At 44.8% G+C, this 15,457-nt stretch carries 12 protein-coding genes; 5 read left to right on the top strand and 7 right to left on the bottom strand.

The annotated features are described in order from the left end of the window. Positions 1-130: 130 nt before the first annotated feature. Positions 131-2,029: a PAS domain-containing sensor histidine kinase gene (locus DWX33_RS00800; protein WP_022192157.1), complete on the top strand. Its 1,899-nt coding sequence runs from the start codon at positions 131-133 to the stop codon at positions 2,027-2,029. Here DWX33_RS00800 and upp read toward each other — a convergent pair. The 3 genes from upp to DWX33_RS00785 all read right to left on the bottom strand — a co-directional run bounded on the left by upp (position 1,972) and on the right by DWX33_RS00785 (position 4,082). Then, a complete protein-coding gene (gene upp, locus DWX33_RS00795) occupies positions 1,972-2,625 on the bottom strand; it encodes a uracil phosphoribosyltransferase (RefSeq protein WP_022192158.1) in 654 nt (217 codons plus the stop codon). The two genes, DWX33_RS00800 and upp, sit on opposite strands and share 58 nt — an antisense overlap. Positions 2,626-2,778: 153 nt before the next feature. Continuing rightward, complete coding sequence (locus DWX33_RS00790; RefSeq protein WP_005856836.1) at positions 2,779-3,063, bottom strand: HU family DNA-binding protein; 285 nt, start codon at positions 3,061-3,063, stop codon at positions 2,779-2,781. A 182-nt stretch (positions 3,064-3,245) separates the two neighbouring features. Further along, positions 3,246-4,082, bottom strand: coding sequence for a hypothetical protein (locus DWX33_RS00785; protein ID WP_022192159.1), 837 nt, complete (start codon positions 4,080-4,082; stop codon positions 3,246-3,248). A gap of 100 nt (positions 4,083-4,182) precedes the next feature. Between DWX33_RS00785 and murB the strand changes: the two genes are divergently transcribed. From murB to DWX33_RS00765, 4 genes are all read left to right on the top strand, one after another. Next, positions 4,183-5,196: a UDP-N-acetylmuramate dehydrogenase gene (murB, locus tag DWX33_RS00780; protein WP_022192160.1), complete on the top strand. Its 1,014-nt coding sequence runs from the start codon at positions 4,183-4,185 to the stop codon at positions 5,194-5,196. After that, a complete protein-coding gene (locus DWX33_RS00775; RefSeq protein WP_005862219.1) occupies positions 5,196-5,951 on the top strand; it encodes an MBL fold metallo-hydrolase in 756 nt (251 codons plus the stop codon). Before murB ends, DWX33_RS00775 begins: the two co-directional genes overlap by 1 nt. A 117-nt stretch (positions 5,952-6,068) precedes the next feature. Next, a complete protein-coding gene (locus DWX33_RS00770) occupies positions 6,069-8,447 on the top strand; it encodes an SLBB domain-containing protein (protein WP_048927322.1) in 2,379 nt (792 codons plus the stop codon). Positions 8,448-8,453: 6 nt separating this feature from the next. Next, positions 8,454-9,560, top strand: coding sequence for a Wzz/FepE/Etk N-terminal domain-containing protein (locus DWX33_RS00765; RefSeq protein ID WP_048927321.1), 1,107 nt, complete (start codon positions 8,454-8,456; stop codon positions 9,558-9,560). Here DWX33_RS00765 and DWX33_RS00760 read toward each other — a convergent pair. The 4 genes from DWX33_RS00760 to DWX33_RS00745 form a co-directional block, all read right to left on the bottom strand. Next, positions 9,557-10,438 carry a hypothetical protein gene (locus tag DWX33_RS00760; protein ID WP_048927320.1) on the bottom strand — a complete coding sequence of 294 codons (882 nt, stop codon included), beginning with the start codon at positions 10,436-10,438 and terminating at the stop codon, positions 9,557-9,559. The genes DWX33_RS00765 and DWX33_RS00760 overlap by 4 nt on opposite strands. After that, entirely contained in the window at positions 10,435-11,073 is a 639-nt protein-coding gene (gene nth / locus DWX33_RS00755) for an endonuclease III (protein WP_048927319.1), read from the bottom strand. The genes DWX33_RS00760 and nth overlap by 4 nt, the downstream gene beginning before the upstream one ends. Positions 11,074-11,241: 168 nt before the next feature. Then, complete coding sequence (locus DWX33_RS00750) at positions 11,242-13,755, bottom strand: beta-N-acetylglucosaminidase domain-containing protein (protein WP_122143801.1); 2,514 nt, start codon at positions 13,753-13,755, stop codon at positions 11,242-11,244. Positions 13,756-13,857: 102 nt separating this feature from the next. Next, positions 13,858-15,456, bottom strand: coding sequence for a DUF3857 domain-containing protein (locus DWX33_RS00745; protein WP_057327684.1), 1,599 nt, complete (start codon positions 15,454-15,456; stop codon positions 13,858-13,860). Position 15,457: the final 1 nt, after the last annotated feature.

The following is a 15,457-nucleotide window of genomic DNA, read 5'->3' as shown; positions in this document are numbered from 1 at the left end:
AGGCTTTGAATATATAAAGAGATTGTCTTGAGTGATTCGAGACAATCTCTTTTTTATTATAGGGGATTTATACTATTTAAATTATATCTTTGTGAAATCATAGTGTAATTTTATCGGAAGGGATATTTTTATGGAGGATATACAGACTCAATTGGATCAATGTAAATTGTTATTAGATAGAGCGGAAGTTGGCTTGTGGGAAGCCGATTTTGTTCAAAGAAGTTATATCTGTTCCGATTATTTAATGAGTATATTTGGGAAGAAGGGGAATAATCTCTCTTTTTTTGAATTTTACTATATAATCCGGGAAGACTTTAGGGATCTGATTACTACGGATTTTTTATCGATCCAATCTGTCGATACGTATGAGCAGATATTTCCGATAATAACACCGACTGGGGAAAAATGGGTACGCTCCAGATTATGTGAGCGTAAGTTGAATAATGGAGTGTGCGTAAAAGCGTTGGGCATATTACAGATTTTACCTAATTTCAAACTGAAAGAGGAAAAGATTAGTAAGATGATCGATCATAATGAGATGATTTTCCGAAAGCTGTATGTAAATTTACCTGTGGGGGTCGAGCTTTATGACAGGGACGGTTACTTGATTGACCTGAACGCAAAGGATATGGAGATATTCGGTATCCGGTCAAAGAAGGACGTTTTAGGAGTCAATATTTTTAGCAACCCGATTATGCCTAAAGATGTGATCAAGAAACTCAAGGAGAATAAATCCGTGAATTTCCGGCTGAATTATTCGTTTAAGAAGGTCGATGATTATTATAACACCTCGAAAGTAGGCGAGATGGATATCGTTACCAAGGCCAGTATTTTATATGACCAAAGAGGTGAACCTTCCAGCTATTTACTTATTAATTTGGATAATACGGAAAAGATGATCGCCTATAACCGTATTTCTGAGTTTGAGAATGTATTTACCTTGGTCAGCGTATACGCTAAAGTCGGTTATGCCCTTTATGACTTATATACCTTTGAGGGCTATGCCATTAAGCAATGGTATGAGAATATGGGAGAGAAGGATGGAACCCCCTTGTCCCAAATTATTGGGATTTATTCTTATATTCATCCGAACGACGCTGGATATATAAACTCATTCTTTGAGGAGGTGAAACAGGGTAAAGCGCATCATTTCCGTAGGGAAGTGCGTGTGAAGTCTGGTGACGGATGGAAATGGATTTGCGCCAATATCACCCGTAACCCTCAAAGCGTAGACCCGAATAAACCGGAGATGATCTGTATTAATTACGATATCACGGAGTTAAAGGACTCTCAATTGAAAAGGGAAAGGGCGGAAGAACTGGATCGTTTGAAGTCTGCCTTCCTAGCGAATATGAGTCATGAGATTCGTACGCCATTAAATGCCATTGTCGGTTTTTCTCAATTATTGGCGGAAACGGATGATCCCGAGGAGAGGCATGAGTTTGTGGAAATCATCGATAGCAATAATCGGATGTTGCTTCAATTGATCAGTGATATTCTAGACTTGGCAAAAATTGAATCCGGTACGATGGATTTCAAGTTCGCCGATATGAACGTAAAAGAGGTGATCAATGAGATCGTGACCTCATTCCGTATCAAGATGCCCGATAACGTAGCTCTGATCGCTCCCCAAGATTCACCGGAATGCCAAATCTATAGCGATCGTATGCGGCTGACGCAGGTAATATCCAATTTCCTTAACAACGCGATCAAGTATACGAGCGAAGGTTGTATCACCTTAGCTTACGAGATCATAGGTGATGAGATAAAATTCTCCGTGACTGATACGGGGGATGGCATGAGCCAAGAGATACAAGCCCATATCTTTGATCGTTTCTATAAAGGAAATACGTTTAAACAAGGTACGGGCTTGGGGCTATCTATTTGCGAGACCATCGTAAATAGGCTAGGTGGTCGGATCGGTGTAAATTCCGAGTTGGGCAAAGGCAGTACGTTTTGGTTTACGCATCCCTATTCCTTCTCGCCGAACGCTAAATCTCCTGCATCGCCTAATCCGGGAACGATATAAGAATGATCGTCGAGGTCATTATCTAATGCGGCGATCCAGATTGTAGTCTTGTCATCCGGCATTTTCTTCTGCAAGTATTCCAAGGCTTGTTTGCTTGAGATGATGGAGGCTACGTGTACATGGCCGGGTACTCCTTTGGTCAGCAGGGCCTCATACGCCAATTCCATAGAGCTTCCGGTGGCCAACATCGGGTCGGATATGATCAAGGTTTTACCTGTTAAGCGAGGAGAGGCGATATATTCGATATGAATATCAAAATTCAAACGGTCTTTATATTTGCGGTAAGCGGATACGAAAGCGTTCTCCGCATTATCCAGATACCGAAGGAAACCTTGGTGGAATGGAAGTCCGGCACGCAAGATCGTACTAATCACGATTCGATCGTCCGGCGTATTCATCGGGGCTATACCTAGCGGGGACTGGATGTCTTTCGTACTGTAATGAAATTCCTTACTGATCTCGTAAGCCATGATTTCTCCGATACGCTCAACATTACGACGGAAACGAAGGCTGTCTTTTTGTATATCTACATCTCTAAGTTCGGCTACGAACTTGTTTAATATGGAATTTGTGTCTCCAAGATTGACGATTCTCATGAGTCTTTTTTTTGAGCCCAAAAGTAATCATTTCCGGACACTAAAAATCATAAGTATGAAATTTTTCATTCATAGTTATAAATGAAAGATTTCATACTTATGGTTTTTTATCCCCTTACCGGGGATATTTTTACTACGTTTTCGGTGACTTTATTATTTCAGGTGGGCATTCATCGCCTCAAGGAGGAATTTACCCGGTTTGAATTTTACGGTCGTACGAGCGGGGATCATTACCGGAGTACCTGTTTTAGGATTTCTGGCAAGACGCTGTGTTTGCGGTCTTGGGATCAGTGTTCCAAATCCGACAAGTACGATTTCCTCATTTTCGGACATACGCTCAGTTACGATCTCGATGTAAGCATCCAATACTTTCTTTGCTTCTTGCTTTTGTAACCCGGTCTTGTCTGCTAAAGCCTCTATAAGTTCTGCTTTGTTCATAAATGCAAATTTTTTAAATTGTTAAACACTACAAATGTACACTTTGAAGCTGGTTTTATAGTTACGTTTTGCAAAGATACATTTGCATTTGAGTTTCTTATTAAACAAGGCCTACAGATGTTTGTTACATTTTTAAGAACAAAAAATGTTAATAATGTGTCAGTTTGCGAATTTCGAAACATTTATTGAATCTTGATATACCCGATTCGTGTGTACTTGATAGTACGGGATTCTATATGTTTTAAGACCTTAGCGGAAGTCAAAGTCAATTTTTCCCCTACTTGGAAAGCATGAGCGCCCGGTGGCAACGTTTGCGTGGTAAGACTACGATCTTTCGCTTTTATCCTCAATAAAAAGTAATTCCCGGCGATGTCCACGGCCGTGAGCAATTGATCTACATAGAAATATTCGGTACCACGGATAATCTGTGTCTTGTAAGAATCGTCTTCAATGCGGACTTTTGTGATTGTTAACTTTAAATCGCTCAATTTTTCTCCCGGTGTTCCTACAAAGCGGCTTACAGGCATTTTATATTTCTTACGGGTCTGTAGGTCGAGATAGATTTTACTGTAGGTCACCGCTAACTCTTTAAAACGCATCTCGCTTTTTACGTGAGGCTCATATTTATCGGCTATCCAAACGACGTAACGGGGATCGATCGTATAGATGTCATGCAAATGGTATCCTCTGTATTTACCGAAAGAAATAATATCGTCTCCATTATCGGGAGAGTCTTTGATATCTGTCGTTATAAATAAAGGTAGAAAGGAGTTGCTTACCATCTTAATCGCCTTATTCACCGAGCTGATGGCATTCAAGTCGAGATTCGCCAAATAGACCGTCGGATGATAAGTGGCCGAAGGCGTAAAGAACCAAAGCGTATAATATAAGGTCTTTGAGGTAGGCAAAAGAATGTAGTACCGCCCTTTGTCTGACGTTTTTCCTCGATTGAACGTGTTTAACTTGTCGAGGATCATCTTCTGTATTTCACCGGATAGGCCGGACGTGTTCTCATCCATACGATCAACTCTATATACAAATCTACTGAAAAAATCCGGAACTACATAATTTGCGGATGAGTTATTTATGACTACTTTTGCCCTAAAAATAAAATAGACGATGAGAATAGAGCAGAATTATTCGTTGGAGAAACACAATACGTTCCATCTCCCAGTAAAGACACGTTGGTTCATGGAGTATGAGACGGAGGAGGAGTTGCAACGAATCTTACATGATGAATACTTTCAGGAATGTTTATCCTTGCATATAGGAGGCGGGAGCAATCTATTGTTCATCAACGATTATAATGGCATTATCATCCATTCCCGAATCAAGGGGATTTCTATCTCGGCGGAAACGGACGAGTATGTATCGCTTCGTGTCGGGGCTGCGGAGATCTGGGATGATGTCGTGGCATACGCCGTATTGAAAGGTTGGGGAGGTATAGAGAATCTTTCTTTAATACCCGGTGAGGCGGGCGCTGCCGCTATCCAGAACATCGGGGCTTATGGTATGGAGATCAAGGATGTGATCGAGAGCGTGGAGGCTTATAACCAGTTGACATTCGAGAAACGGACTTTTACGAATACGGATTGTGAATATGGATATCGTAATAGTTATTTCAAGAATGAGCATCATGACCCCCACATCATAACTTATATTACGCTTCGACTATCCAAGAACCCTAGCTTTTCGGTTAATTATGGGAACTTAAAGGAGGAGTTGACGAAATATCCGGAAGTTACTTTGGAAACGATCCGTGAGGCTGTCATAACAATTCGCAGGCAGAAGCTTCCCGATCCGGAAGTATTAGGCAACGCAGGCAGTTTCTTTATGAACCCGATAATTACGGCAGAGCATTTTGAGAAATTGAAAAAGCAATTCCCGGAAATCCCGTCTTATCCCGCTTCGGAAGGAAAGATCAAGGTTCCGGCCGGTTGGTTGATCGAGCAATGTGGGTTTAAGGGTAAAAACCATGGGCCGGTAGGTGTTTACGAGAAACAAGCGTTGGTATTAGTGAATTTAGGAGATGCCCGGGGGCATGAGATCGCGTTGGTCGCGGAGAGCATTCGTACCGCCGTAAAAGATCGTTTCGGTATAGAGCTTATGCCTGAGGTTAAATATGTCGGATAATGAAAATCGTTTTTTTAGGAACAGGAACGTCTACGGGCAATCCTGAGATAGGTTGCCAATGTGAGGTATGTACTAGTAAAGACCCCCGTGATTGGCGTCTACGGGCTTCGATCTTGGTAGAGACGGAAGGGAAACGGATATTGATCGATTGTGGTCCGGACTTCCGTTGGCAAATGATAACCAATAAGATTTACTATTTTGACGCCGTTTTAGTAACTCATGAGCACTACGATCATGTAGGTGGCTTAGATGATCTACGTCCTTTTGGCCGGTATAAAGATGTGGATATTTATGCGGAAGACAATGTCGTGGAGGCGATAAAGACTCGCATCCCTTATGTCTTCCGGGAGCATAAATATCCGGGAGTGCCTAATTTGGTTTTGCATACGATCGGGACGAAACCGTTTGAGGCCGCCGGTGTCATGATCACTCCGATCCGTGTAATGCACGCTAAGCTGCCGATCTTAGGTTTCCGTATCGGCAATATGGCTTACTTGACCGACCTTAAATATCTTCCGGAAGAAGAGTACGCTAAGTTGGAAAACCTTGATGTATTGGTTATTGATGCCCTTCGGAAAGGAGAGCATCAATCGCATGAGAGTCTGGAGGAAGCCTTAGCGAATATATCCCGTATCCAGCCCAAGGAGGCCTATTTAATCCATATGAGTCATCGCATAGGGTTGCATGCGGTCATTGAAAAAGAGTTGCCTCCGCATGTACATTACTCATATGATGGATTAACGGTGACTTTTTAAGTCATATATTGAAAAGATTCTTTATCTTTGCCAGCTGAAAATCTAGAGAATAGCTGCTTTTTTAAGTTAGTCGCTTATAGCAGGAGTGGTATATAATAAAAAACAATAATAGACTGTATGAATTTATCGTTTAAGAACGTACTATGCGTATGTTGCTTATTGCTGTCGGGATCTGTGTATGCACAGGTTCCGCAAGACTTGATTGACAAGGCGAAAGCCGCTGGAATGTCGGATACGCAGATCCAGCAGGAATTAGCCAAGCGTATGAAACAAGAAGGGGGATCAGTCGGATCTCAAGCTACCGCTACCGATGCGAAGGTTAGCGACCGGGTAATGCCGGTAATCGATGAAGGACAATCCTTAGAAGCCCAACGTAGAAATAATCTTCCTGCTTCAGCCATGGAGAATACCGTATTCGGGCATGAAATCTTCTCAAACAAGAACTTATCTTTTGCCCCAGATTTAAACATCCCTACACCTAAGGATTATGTGCTTTCCGCTGGTGATGAGTTATTGATTAATGTATGGGGAGATTCCGAGCTAAACTTGAAATTAAAGATCTCTCCGGATGGTACGATCCTTGTACCAAATTTAGGTCCGGTGTCGGTCAGTGGATTGACGATCGCTGGCGCTGAGACTCGTCTGCGTCAGGAGTTGAGCCAGATTATGTCTACGCTGTCTGGTTCGGGAGAGGGGAATACCTTTGTTTCCGTCAGTTTGAGCCAGATTCGTAGCATGAAGGTGAATATTGTCGGCGAGGTAGTCGCTCCCGGTACGTATACATTACCTTCATTCGCCACATTATTTAATGCGTTGTATGCCGCCGGTGGTGTGAATAAGATCGGTTCTTTGCGTAGCATCAAGGTATATCGCAATAGCAAGGAAATCGCTAATCTCGACGTATATGATTATTTATTGAACGGAAAGTACACAACGAATGTTCGTTTGGAAGAGAACGATATGATTATGGTAGGCCCGTACGACCAGTTAGCGGTGGTTCGAGGTAAGGTGAAACGTAATCGTATTTTCGAGTTGCGCAAGGGTGAGACCTTGAAGCAATTGCTGGATATGGCCGGCGGATTTACCGGCGACGCTTATACGAAGGACGTACAAGTGAAGCGTAAATCAGATAGTCGTTACCAGATCTCTACGGTTTCGGAAGATAAGTTCGCTTCTTTCGTGATGCAGGATGGCGATTCTTTGCTGGTAGATTCCGTTATTCCTTTTTATGAGAATCGTTTGATCGTGACGGGAGCAGTATGGCGTCCGGGAGAATATGAGTTAAGTCCGTCGGTTCGTACGGTAAAGCAATTGGTAAAACAGGCCGCAGGTCTTAAAGGAGACGAGTTCGCCGGCCGTGCCTTGATTACCCGTTTGAATCCGGATTTCACGACTACGATGATCGCCGTGGATATTCGTGGTATCTTGAACGGTACCGCTCCAGATGTGGAGTTGCAAGCGGAAGACCAATTAAGCATTCCTTCCCTATTCGATTTGCGCGAACCTTATACGATCAAGGTTGGCGGAGCCGTGAATTATCCGGATACGGTGCTTCCGTATCGTCATAATTTGACAATAGAGGACGCTATCATGATGGCCGGTGGCTTAAGAGAGTCCGCTTCTTCTATTAATGTAGAGGTAGCCCGTCGTGTGAAGGATCCTAGTTCCAATCAGAATGTCAACCGGATCGCTGATGTATATAACTTCTCGTTGAGTGAGGACTTCAAGTTGAATGCGGGAGATACGATCTTTACGCTGGAGCCGTTCGATGAAGTTTATGTTCGTTTCTCCCCGGGGTATCATGAGCAACAGGTCGTGAAGGTGAACGGCGAGATCACTTTTGCCGGTAGCTATGTATTGGCTACGAAGAACGCACGTTTGAGTGACATTGTCGCGAAAGCGGGAGGCGTTACCCCTGAGGCTTATGTAAAAGGTGCCAGCTTGAAACGTCAGTTGACAGAAGATGAATTGAAACGCATGGAGACCCTTCTGGCTTTAAGTGAGGCGAATAAGCAAAGCCGGGATTCCATCGGTGTAGCGTTGATGAATGTGAAGGACTATTCCGTAGGTATTGATTTAGAGAAAGCGTTGGCAAATCCGGGCAGTATCGATGATGTCGTGCTTCGTGATGGTGATGAACTTTATATTCCGCAGTTGCAAAGTACGGTGAAGATGAGTGGAGCCGTGACTTATCCGAACAGCGTGACTTACACGAAAGGTATGTCAGTTACGGATTGCTTGTCTCAAGCCGGTGGTTATAATGATATCGCACGTAAGTATCCGATCGTAATATATATGAATGGTAAGGTCGCTACGACGAAGCGTACCGCTATCTTTTTCAAGCGTTATCCGAAAGTGGAGCCGGGCTGTGAGATCGTAGTTCCGACGAAGACGCAACGTGAGCGCCGAAGCTTGGCTGAGATCATGAGTATCAGTAGCTCCGCTACCTCTATGGCCGCGATGATTACCTCTATTGTTAACATGATTAAAAACTAATCAGGCATGGATACGATAAACGAGATAAAAAGACAAGAGTTACCTGAGGAGCAGGAGATCGATTTAATCGAACTGGCGCAAAAACTGTGGAAAGAGCGTAAGTTCTTATTGAAAGGCTGTGGTATTGCGGTGGTAGTAGGTTTGATTGTAGCTTTCAGTATTCCCAAGGAATATACAACTACGGTGAAATTGGCACCAGAGACACAGGATGCGGCAAAAAAATCTAGTCTTGGCGGTTTGGCTGCTATGGCTGGGATTAATCTGAATGCCGCTGCCGGTGCGGACGCGATCTCTCCGGATTTGTATCCGGATGTGGTGCAGAGTACCCCGTTTCTGTTGGAATTGTTTCCGGTAGAGGTTACCGATAAGGAAAAGGAGTTAAGCACTACATTGTATGATTATATGAGTGAACATCAACGTAAGGCTTGGTGGGGATATATTGTCTCCGCTCCATTCAAGGCGTTGGGTGCGGTAATGAGTTTAATCTCCGGTGACGAGGAAGAGTCTGAGGGCTTGAATCCTTACCATTTGACAAAGGATCAAGAAGAGGTGGTGAAGGCCTTGCAGGAGCGGGTTTCTGTTTCCGTGGACAAGAAGACCTTGGTTATCACGGCTTCCGTACAGATGCAGGACCCGGTTATTTCCGCTCAGATGACAAAGGTCGTTTTGGAAAACCTCCAGAATTATATTACGAATTATCGTACGCAGAAAGTAAAGCAAGATTTGGAATTTACCCAGAAGGTATTTGGCGAGTCACGTGACGCTTATTATAAAGCGCAACGTGCGTACGCTGCTTTCGAGGATGCCAACCGTAATATTATCTCTTCCAGCTACCGTACGGAGCAGGAACGTTTGAAGAATGAGATGACCCTTACGTTTAATGTTTACAATACGTTGGCGCAGAAGTTGGAGCAAGATAAATTGCGTGTACAGGAAGAAACTCCGGTGTATACCGTAATCGAGCCGGCTACCGTACCTTTGAAAGCATCTTCTCCTAAGAAGGCACTTATCTTGGTCGGTTTTGTCTTCCTCGCTTTATTCGGATGTATCGGATATTTATTCGTAAAAGATATGTTTGTGTCAGCATTCAAGAAAGAAGGGACTGAAGCTTAATTCCCGCAAACCGTAAAATAGACCACGGCCTCGTCATGACTGACTTGTGCCGTGGTTTTTATTTGTGGGAATAGCCGATTGATCCGAGTAGTTATCGTATCGCATAAGTTGGGGTAAAAGTTCTCCAAGGTTTCTTCATAGGGCTGCTCATTGAAGCAGCAAAGGCTTCCTTCATTATAGAATAAATCCATTGCCAACCATTGATTTTTCATTTTCCACTCCGTCGAGTCATTCATTTGAACCTGTAAATCTAAAGAGGCGCTTTGGATGAAGAGATTCATCGCGCCACTCTTGCCTTTTTTACTAATTAGATCAGCTAATTCCGGAATGATCTGTGCGGGGTACATCTGTTGCTTTTTCGCTGTCTCTACCAATAATTTTCGATTGTAGGACACCACGAATATACCCTCGTGGTAGTAACAACCTAGAAAATGCTTATCAACATCCGGATAGTATCTAACAGGAACGGAAGCTTCCTCTCGTTGCTGGGCAGGAAAAGTGAAAGAAGCGTCCAGTTGCTTGAAAATACGCTCTGCCGTATGACTATCCATAGGGGCGTACAAGATATCCCCTTGTGGATAATAAGCGATCAAGAAAGACGATAAATCCGGATTTTGCTGTATTAAAGAGAGGAAAATAGCGGGCGTATGATCCGAGAACGCCTTGCGTATATTCTCCATGGGTAATATCATCTTCTCGAATACAGGAGGACGATTGATAGCAAAAATTGCTGTGGGGGTCGGGATGACCAAGCTATAGGGATCTACCGTGGCGACAAATTGCTCGTCGCTCATATTCTTGTAAAAGTACCTCACGCAAACGATCGTAGCCAAAAACAAGACAATGAATGCCATTATGTCTTTCTTGCCGATCCTCATGTTTGCTTTAGGAAGTATTTACACCAAGGCTTTAATCCGCATTCCTCACATTTCGGTTTCCGGGCGAGGCAAACATATCTTCCATGTAATATCAACCAGTGATGGGCGATGGGGATCAGTTCTTCCGGAATGTTCTTCACTAGCTCCTTTTCCGTTTCCAAGGGTGTCTTGCTATTATTGGTCAAGCCGATCCGGTTGGAGACACGGAATACGTGCGTATCTACCGCCATGGCTGGCTTGTCATATACAACGGATGCGATTACGTTCGCAGTTTTTCTTCCTACACCCGGAAGTTTCTGTAGCTCGTCAATATCGGAGGGAACCACGCCTTTGAAGTCCTCTATCAGCATCTTCGCCATACCTACCAGATGTTTAGCCTTATTGTTCGGGTAAGATACGCTTCGTATGTATTCAAAGACGACTTCTGGTGTGCTAGCTGCCATTACCTCGGGAGTAGGGAAAGCCTCGAACAGGGCAGGAGTGATCATATTCACTCGCTTATCCGTGCATTGTGCGGATAGGATTACCGCTATCAATAATTGATATGGATTGTCATAATGTAGTTCAGTCTCGGCTACCGGTACGTTTTCCTTAAACCAGTTTAATACGCCTTTATATCTTTCTTCTTTTCGCATTGTTTTTTCGGTTTCTATTTTTCGCATCCTAAAGGTATAACTTTTAAAAGGAATATACAAGCGGAGATGTGCCAAAAATAAGATACTCCCGAATTGTACGAATAAATAAAAAAGTACCGATCTCCTTCTTCCATCTAAGAGAGAAAGAAATCGGTACTTTTTTATTTATTATTCCCTAACGATCTGGTGGATATGTATAGGTTCTTTTCCTATTGTGGTGATTTCTAAAGAAGAGAAATCCTCGAACATGGTTTTATTTAATTTGATGTAGCCTACGTTCCCTTGATAGACGATGTTTTTCTCACCATCTTGAGAGAGGCCGGTGATAGATACCAAATTCTCGTTACTTCCGGAGAGGAAGAAAGATACGGCGTTGATATCATCGCATTTTATGTGAATTATTTCTCCCGGATTCAAGTTCTTATACGTATCTAGGTTCATATCGTACATCATAAGAGCCTCATTGATTTGCGGGTCTTGTTGGGTTGTCGCCGTGAATCCTAGTACATATAGCTCCATTTGCTGATCCGAGTTATTTCGCATACGGATATAACGGGCTTTCGGATCGATGGTGCGGATCGTATCCTTAGCGTTTTCCGTGGAGACATGGGGGATTAGGCTCCAGCTCTTTCCGTCAGCAGACCACTCGAATACCCGTCCGGGTTGGTTGCTTTTCGGAAGATTGAAACAGAAGGATTCCGCTTCTTTCTGGATTTCCCAGCCGATACCCAGATATTGATTAGGCTGTACCTTGACTACCTCGAATAGGGGGACGTAACCGACCGTATTATCACCCTCGGCACAAGGCTGGCTCTTCAATTGGTCGATATTCGTGAATATGGAAGGGATGCTAACCTTCACCTCGTCTGGGGCGATACCGTCCGTAGATAGCAGGTTACGACCTGTCTGGCGGTATAAGTCTACGATGAAAGGGTGTAAGACTTTCGATCCGACTTTCACGCCTTTAGGCTGTGCCTTCTGGTTCAGCGTGCGGTTTATCAGTTTCATGCTATCTAGCAAGGCAGATGTTTCCAGATAGCGTTGCCATGTATAAGACCGGTCTTTCTCATACCAAGCGTGCGCCATATGCAGAGCACTTGTACCGGCTTTTCCTAAGAACTCGAATTGGATAAGCCATGGATTGATTTGTTCGATCAGGCGTTTATTGGGACTTTGGCTGTAGATCATGCTCGGGGAAGCCGTGATTTGAGCGAATAAGGTTCCCAGAAGATTCGCGCTTTGCTCCGGGAACGTGTTTTTCTTATATCCGGCGAGGAATGTCTGGATAGGAGCCACATAGTTAGCGGACTCTTCCCGGCGGTATTGATGTCCGTTCGGACCCGGATCGCAGTTATGCTCGCAGAAAATGCGGAAAGCCATGGAGGCCTCCGGCATAATAAAGTCGCAAGCGTCTTTCCATGCCTGTGTAGGATCGTAATTCTCGATATTCCAAGTGTACATTCCAACGCCGAATATAGCGACCTTGGAAGCCTCGGCGTATTCCATAGGATTGGATACGAATCCGGTCATGGTGCCGGCGGCTTGCGTATCTAGGCCGTAGGCGGGTCCCATCAACAAATGATCTTGGCAATAATCGCTTACGGGGAAGTTCCACCAGATATAGGCGGGACGACGGATACGGCTGTTTACCCACTCGACGCCTTCTTTCGTGATATCGGCTACGACACGGTCTCCGGTCCACATGATTTGGATGGCGGGATCGAGTTGGGTACCGAGGATATCCAGATAGTCGGTCTTAGCCCATGAACGGTTGTATTCGGTAGGGCACATGATCAGGGGTTGCACGTCATTTTTTTTGCTGATAAATTCCTTATGGATGTAATTCAATAAGCCGGCTTGCTTTTCCGGGCGGGCTCCCTCTCCGGATATATCATCGAAGAAAACGGCGAAAGAGCGTACGCCCAAATCGTACATTTTCTCGAATTTGGAAAGGATGTTCATGCTATCTGTCAGGTTCCATTGAATGTCTTGTCCCGGGTGGATGGCCCAAACGAAGTTTACTTTGTTATGGGCGGCCTCTTTCGCTAGTTCCTTGATATGCTCGGCTTCCTCGGCGGGATAAGGTTTGCGCCAGTTGGGGGAGCTGTGATAAGGATCATCTTTCGGACCATAGATATAGGTGTTCAGCTTGATCCTTCCGTAAAAGTGGATTTGCTCGATACGGTCGGCGTGGCTCCAAGGCTGTCCGTAGAATCCTTCCACGGTACCCCGGAATAATACGTCCGGATAGTCCTTGATCGAGCAGAGAGGCAGGATCTTCTTACCCTCGTCATATTTAGCTAATTGCTTGAGGGTTTGGGCGGCGTAAAACAAGGAATTATCGTCTACGATCCCGATTGTGATGCCTTTTTTAGTGATCGTCAGCGTATAGGCACCCGAGCGTTGCATTTCCGGAGTTTTGTCTTTTAGCTTCTTGATCTCTAAAGGGAGAGATTTGCCGGATTTAGCGAAAGGTAGCGCTTCTTTAAGTAGTTTGACCGCATCTGCGTCTGGATTATTTATACCCCGTAGGGTATATCCATGGGACGGTGCGTATGTCTGGCTGGAAATAGTCACCTCTTGGGGCTCGGGGAAGATTCCTAGGGATAGCTTTTGGCTATGCGTTAGGCTGCAAACGCCTAGAAGGAGCATGGTGACGAGTAAATACTTTAGTGTTTTCATATGCGATATGATTTAATGTTAACGTTCGTAAATGTAGGGAATAATTAGACACGAAGCACACGGAGGGCACGGATTTGTTCCGTGTGCTCCGTGTTTTAGATCTTATAGGGAGAATAGCAATACCCGGTTATCCGGATTTGTCCATTCATGGATCAAGCTACGCACGTCGCTATATTCGGCGGGAGTGAACTGTTGCTTGTCCAACTCGATCGTACGTACTACCTCGATCGTATTTCCTCTTGGTGTGATCGTGCGGGTTACTTTACCAAAAGGCTTGCTTATCACTTGCTCTTTTGTGGAGGTCTGCAACTTCATGCCCTCGGCGGGAGTAACCGTGTAGGTTACCTCTTCCTTGATCAGGGAGGGGAGTTCGAATAAGTTGGAACGCTTGCTGTTCAAGGCGCTCATGCCCCAGCTATCGATACCGCCTGTTATAGCCGGAAGGGTACAGATGGCGAATCCGTTTTGTGCTTCGTTCTTGGAGACGCTGACGGCTTTATTCTCCTTGATGATCGTAGGCTCTGCCTGTAGGGCGATCGACGTGCCGTTCAACGTGAGTACCTGATCTAACTCACCCCGGGCTGTTAATGCGGAAGGGGCAAGGCTGACCGCCGAAAGGTATTTGTCTTTCCCTGCGACAGTCGCTTTTACGGCAAGATTCTTGATCGTGCTTAATCCACAAGCGTCTATATCCAGATTCCCGGGATATACGGCGACTACTTCCGATTGAATGCCGACGGCGTTCAATAAGACGTTCAGAAGCTGGGTCTTCTCGGCTAATGTACCGTAAGCGCTGCGAAGGGCCGTATCGACATTGCGGATGGAATAACCCGTACAAGCGAGGGGGATGGCGCAATATCCCATGTTGTTGACTACATGGTTCCGGATGGCGTTCACCTTCTCTTCGTCGCTAGTAGCCTTTTCCGTGATATAAGAGCCGAACGTTTTGCTCTCGTAGTTTCCGGAAGTGTTAAAACGCTTATTTAGCGTAGATAATGCCTCCTTGTTGGAACTATAGCTTGAAGCGATTAGGCGGGGAATCCCGTCTTGGTTTTGAGGAAGGAAAGCTTCCCGGGAAGAGGCCGGCAGGTTACGTAAAGTCCAGCTTACCTCTTTAGCGCCGTTTCGGGTGGCTTGGGATGCTTTTGCGTCGCTACCCAATAATTGCCAAGCGAGCGGACTGTTTTCCGGTACGGAGATAGAGACCTTGCATTCCTTCACGGGAGAAGTCTCTTGTAGTCGCTCGTTGATATCCAGAGCCGGATAGTAGCCCGGTTTTGTGATAATAGAGTAATCCAAGTAAATCGTGGCCCCAAGTTCTAGGCCAGTGTGTACCACGACCATTTCCTTAAGTTGGTTATAGGCCGGAGCGTCGGCGGCGAAACGGGGCAGGACCTCCACGAAGGCGTTATCGGGTGTCTTTACGATCGTACCGTCTTTCTGCCTCGTATAGGATGAGTGAATCTTCAGTGTTTGGAAATCGGGATTGTAGACGATAAAACTCTCGCCATACGTGCTATTCATCGCAGTGTGCGTGAAGAGCGTCAATTCCATGGAGGATCGATATTCTTGGCTACCGTCGGCATGCAAGGTCCAAGCTTTCGATACCTTCCCGTACTCAGCCTCCGATGCGGCGAATGAAGTAACCGTCATCGCTAACAAGCTTAGGAGAAGAATCAGTTTATAGGTTATCTTAATCATT

Source organism: Parabacteroides sp. AF19-14, from assembly GCF_003635485.1.
GTDB lineage: Bacteria > Bacteroidota > Bacteroidia > Bacteroidales > Tannerellaceae > Parabacteroides > Parabacteroides distasonis.
Note: the sequence above shows the minus strand (reverse complement) of the source record. Positions and strands in the feature narration are given on the sequence as shown.

Bases quoted from the DNA above. Each gene is read 5' to 3' on its own strand.
- DWX33_RS00800 (WP_022192157.1), top strand. From the start codon at position 131: ATGGAGGATATACAGACTCAATTGGATCAATGTAAATTGTTATTAGAT.
- upp (WP_022192158.1), bottom strand. From the start codon at position 2,625: ATGAGAATCGTCAATCTTGGAGACACAAATTCCATATTAAACAAGTTC.
- DWX33_RS00790 (WP_005856836.1), bottom strand. From the start codon at position 3,063: ATGAACAAAGCAGAACTTATAGAGGCTTTAGCAGACAAGACCGGGTTA.
- DWX33_RS00785 (WP_022192159.1), bottom strand. From the start codon at position 4,082: ATGGATGAGAACACGTCCGGCCTATCCGGTGAAATACAGAAGATGATC.
- murB (WP_022192160.1), top strand. From the start codon at position 4,183: ATGAGAATAGAGCAGAATTATTCGTTGGAGAAACACAATACGTTCCAT.
- DWX33_RS00775 (WP_005862219.1), top strand. From the start codon at position 5,196: ATGAAAATCGTTTTTTTAGGAACAGGAACGTCTACGGGCAATCCTGAG.
- DWX33_RS00770 (WP_048927322.1), top strand. From the start codon at position 6,069: ATGAATTTATCGTTTAAGAACGTACTATGCGTATGTTGCTTATTGCTG.
- DWX33_RS00765 (WP_048927321.1), top strand. From the start codon at position 8,454: ATGGATACGATAAACGAGATAAAAAGACAAGAGTTACCTGAGGAGCAG.
- DWX33_RS00760 (WP_048927320.1), bottom strand. From the start codon at position 10,438: ATGAGGATCGGCAAGAAAGACATAATGGCATTCATTGTCTTGTTTTTG.
- nth (WP_048927319.1), bottom strand. From the start codon at position 11,073: ATGCGAAAAGAAGAAAGATATAAAGGCGTATTAAACTGGTTTAAGGAA.
- DWX33_RS00750 (WP_122143801.1), bottom strand. From the start codon at position 13,755: ATGAAAACACTAAAGTATTTACTCGTCACCATGCTCCTTCTAGGCGTT.
- DWX33_RS00745 (WP_057327684.1), bottom strand. From the start codon at position 15,456: ATGATTAAGATAACCTATAAACTGATTCTTCTCCTAAGCTTGTTAGCG.